The following is a 4551-nucleotide window of genomic DNA, read 5'->3' on the forward strand; positions in this document are numbered from 1 at the left end:
GAAAAAGACAACATTTCAAATCTGAATGTAACCCATTTTGCAGCATTAAAAACAGATTCTTCCAGCCCGGTTTTTGCCATCAAAATAGCAGGTGTTTCGACCAGCACTACCAAATAATAAGCGATTTAAATAGTTGTCAAAACCTCAGCCCGGCGTCTGTAAAGACGGCCGGGCTCAGTGTTTTATGCCCCGAGATCTATGCCTGAAATGAAATGCAATTCTGAAACAGAAACATCAAACTAATTTCTCCATCTCCGAATCATCAGTAATCAGGTGTTTGTATTTGTTGTACAAGAAGGAAATGATCAATAGCAAACCCCCTAAGGACACAAAAACAACCGTTTTCGCAATGGTGCCCAGGTCTCCCAGGTCATATAAAAACAGTTTAGCCAACGTAATGGCAAACAAAGCAATGGCACCAATCCTCAGGTGCTTTTTCTTTTTTGCAAAGCCCAGAACGGTTAAAAACAGCGAATAAACACCCCAAAGAATGCTGAGCCCAAGCTTATCACTATCTTCTAATCCTATCAGGGAAATGATATTAATGAGTTCGCTACTCAGGATCCATAATAGAGAAATGTGCAATACATAATCGAATCCGTTTTTGATGTTCTTCTTTAAGAGGCCCGACCGGTCCAAATAGTAACACTGAAACAGGAGCAAGGCAAAGAACGCAAGAGAAATGTAGCGGATGCCGATATTAATAGGGCCGCTGGGGAAGTATTGATCAAGCTGCGACTGATAGCTGTTGCGCAGTTCGGTTAAATTATAAAGTCCTTCGGTCAGGAAAGCCAGGATGGTAACTAGACTAATCATCATGCAAACTGTAGCCAGTTTTTCCATCCTGATTTTTTTAAGATTAACTATAATGAGTATTGCGGCAAAAAATAAGGTATATACATAGATCCATGCGGTTTTCAATAATGTATAGTCATGGTTATACGCATAGCCAGAGTGGTCTGTTGCAACTGCCGGCTTAATGGTGACCATCGTTTTGGCCAGCATTCCATCGAAATATTTATTGATCTCCATTCTAAAGGTCATATAGCAAACTGCTAATAAGACAGTAGGAATGAGGTAAGCCAGTGTGTTTTCAATCCAAACGGATTTATCCGGGTTGTCATTTGTCTTTCTGTTTACGCGAAACATCCATGTAAAAGCAGCAATGGAAATACAGGCCGTCAGAAAGTCTACGTTGAGTATGGGCTTAACAATTTCTTCGGTCGGAGAATTGGCCCCGTGATAGCTGATCCAATCTTCCAGGATACTCAAAGCGGACAGGATGACTAATGGCAGAGCGAGTTTTTCATAGATCGCAATGTTTTTTACCCGGCTCAGGTATAACAGCAGAGCGGCTTCCATTGTCCAGAGAATGGTCACATATCCACCATTCAGTTGTACCGGTACCGCAACAGTGATAAAGGTGATGACCATAGCCAAGACGAGGTAGAACAATTTTTTATCGGCGAGGTTCTTTTTATAAAGAATCAGGCTTACCACCAAATGAATAACCGCATTGCAGAGGGTAAACAGACCAAGCAATTTTGCACCTGTAATATCAATGTTGAGGATAAAATAACCGATGCCATAGTAAACAAAAGAATTGAGGAGAATGATGAGGACATCTGACAGGCCAAAAGGCTCCTCTTTTTTGACTTTATAGGCCAGGCTGCTGAGGTAGAAAGTGAAAAAGAAGATGGTAGAGAAGATCAGCCCCAGGCTTAAATAGTTTGCCGCATCGGTTTTAAAAATGGCCCAACCCAGAAAAATAAGCCAGGTAAGTCCAAAGGAAACATACAGCATAGGTTTCCAGTACCGTTTGAAACTTATGATCAGGATACCAATATTGATGATGGCCATATAGCTGAACAACACAACGACCTTCCCGGAACCGTCGCTGAGTAAAAAGGGAACGCCATAAGCACCCACTAAACCAATATGTGCAATCACTTGTTTGTTGTATTTTGTAGCCGTAATGACCGCAAAAACGGTAAATATCACCATGAGTATAAACGTCAGGGCTTGAGGAATCAGCGCATAAGAATCGTAGGCGGCAAAGGTGATGAAATACAATATGGCAATTGCACCACTAATGAGCACTGCAGAAAAATTCTCGTATTTGGCTTTAAGTTTAACCGCAAAACCAAACAGACAGCCACCAACCAGGTAGCCCAGGATAATACGGGTTAAAGGACTGATCATATCATGGTCAATGGCGTATTTTGCCCCGATACCTACACCGATAATCAGGATTAGAATACCGATTTTGCTGATCAGATTTTCACCAACAAACTTCTCCAGGTCAGATTTATCCATTATTTTCCGGCTAAATTGGTTTGGAAAAGAAGGAGGCACCGGCCTTTTTGGTGGCGTAAATACTGGTGGCTTTTGTGGTCGCGGTTGAGGAATACTTGGAGCGGCCAGAGATACATCAGGTTCTGTTGATGGGAATTGAATTGACCTGATCTCTGATTGTAGCACTTTGAGCTCAGCGTCGAAGTCTGCTTGTCTTACCTGTAGATTTTCCAGTTTCAGTAAAAGCAGATCTAATTTTTCGGAATTATTCATCCTATTTTCTTTTTTTGAGCATTATGGTCTTAAATATATAAATATATTGATGAAATGTGCGGGACTGATCGTGCCTGAGTTACAGTAGTCTATATATTGGGCTCGTTTATCAGAGAACTTTTTATAACTTGGATTTGTTAAATAAATGCTAAAAATACGTTCAAGATGGCAATACCTGGATTAAATTCACCCCTAAGAGTAAGTATAAGAATCCTTTGCATTTTTGCTTTAGTTCCCTTCTTTCTTGGCTGTCAGTCCAAAACTGATCTGTTGTCTTTAAAATTTGACCAGGATGTATCAAAACTGTTTAAAGGTGACAAGCAATTGAAGTCTGGTAGGGATATTTTTTTTGGTCTACGGGGATATATTGACGATGAGCCGAATCATTATTCTATTGATGGAATAAAAATCAGCTCCTATACACATCCAAATTCTGAGGCCCACAATAAATTGTTAATCTATATTAACGGCGAGGCTAGCTATTTGGGTTTTAAATATAGCTCTGTGAACCAGGAGGAAAGCAGGGGAATTATAGATGACCTTAAAACAAAATATCCAAAATTTCAAAAAGTCGCAGCAAGAGGAGATGGGGAATCGTTCATATGGGATGTACCCGCTCTCCAGGCATGGGTTATTTTTTATCAACGGAACCAGACTGCAAACGACGGTAAGAAATTCTTCGAATCTAATTTCATTGTCGTTAAAAAAGGAACACGTATAGCTAATAGCGATGACCCCAATGGAATGAATATTTATGATTATTATTCCAACACCATGGATCCGGAATTGCTTAAATAATTAAAATAATTTCTGGCAAGAATTATAGTCATCAGATTCCTAAAGATAGTTATGAATAAAAAATATGTTTTTATTATTTATATAGGATTAGCATCAATTTCTGTATTAGCTTATCTAGGCTTTGTTGCTTATTCATACATTGCGAAAAAATGTCAAAATAGCTATGGGATATCCTATAATAAAAAAAGAAAAGAGTTGAGGATTCCTCTTCTCCCCGTAAACTGGAGTATTAAGGAAAGAAGCGAGGATTATATTGGTTGGTCAGGAAGCGAAAAAAATATTGGGCACAAGAGAAAATCTGTTGCTTTTTCTGGATGCAATATTGAAGCAGAATTGGATGTATTTAGGCTTCCTAAGCAAAATGGAGAGGAAAGACTACTGGAAATGGAATATTATTATCCCCGCAAAGGTCAAAGTGCCACTAGAATTTATACTTATCAAATAGGCTCTTATGCTAACTCAATTTCTAAAATGACAGCAGATAGTATACTTAATGCTGAAAATATTGGATATTAGACTTTGCTTGCGCGAGTACCGCACGCATACCTAAGCTGGTACATCTTTAGCCGCTGGAGGAAATGGAGGTATATCTGACAATCTATTAATATATCATCTGAAACATAGGGGGGCGAACCTATCTCATTACTTATCAATCCCCGATATACTGCCGAAGCAAGCTTATATTCAAGTTTTCTTCTGTAGTCCGATATTGATAGTTTCGGGATTATTTTTTTTTTCTTTTATAGGAAAAAAATAATTGGGTTAATTTTTTTTTTCATAGGGATATGGTTTATATTAAACATAGTTTATGAACTAATTACAAAATAATATTCGTAGTAGTATAATAGGCTATGGTATGGTGGTAAATTTAGAAAATCGAATAAGAAATTCAGAAGGGTGAGTACCTTCTCACTGAGTTTATTCCACTTATCGTTAAACTGCTTTAACGGCTGGTCGTGAATAACTGTGTGTTCGTCGATGGTTACCCTGCTGTTGGTCTAATAGGGGCAAAAGGGGTGAAACGTTTGTGGTTTGCGTACGTCTTATGTACAAAGAGAATTTAAAAAACTTAAAACATAAAGATATGAAAACCGCTATCAAAACCTTATTCGCAACAGCATTAACAGCTATCGTTTTAACTTCATCTGCATTTACCACTTTTGCAAAAGAAGGCGACAAAAATCC

Annotated in this window: 3 protein-coding genes; 2 read left to right on the top strand and 1 reads right to left on the bottom strand. The window is 38.6% G+C overall.

The window, feature by feature from the left end; all coding sequences use genetic code 11:
- Positions 1 to 234: 234 nt before the first annotated feature.
- A complete protein-coding gene (locus tag VNZ46_RS08425; RefSeq protein ID WP_325559651.1) occupies positions 235 to 2568 on the bottom strand; it encodes a DUF2339 domain-containing protein in 2334 nt (777 codons plus the stop codon).
- Between the two features lie 165 nt (positions 2569 to 2733).
- Between VNZ46_RS08425 and VNZ46_RS08430 the strand changes: the two genes are divergently transcribed.
- A complete protein-coding gene (locus VNZ46_RS08430; RefSeq protein ID WP_325559653.1) occupies positions 2734 to 3366 on the top strand; it encodes a hypothetical protein in 633 nt (210 codons plus the stop codon).
- A gap of 51 nt (positions 3367 to 3417) precedes the next feature.
- Positions 3418 to 3882, top strand: a complete 465-nt coding sequence (locus VNZ46_RS08435) for a hypothetical protein (protein WP_325559654.1) — start codon at positions 3418 to 3420, stop codon at positions 3880 to 3882.
- Positions 3883 to 4551: the final 669 nt, after the last annotated feature.

The sequence above is a fragment of the Pedobacter sp. genome (assembly GCF_035566355.1).
GTDB lineage: Bacteria > Bacteroidota > Bacteroidia > Sphingobacteriales > Sphingobacteriaceae > Pedobacter.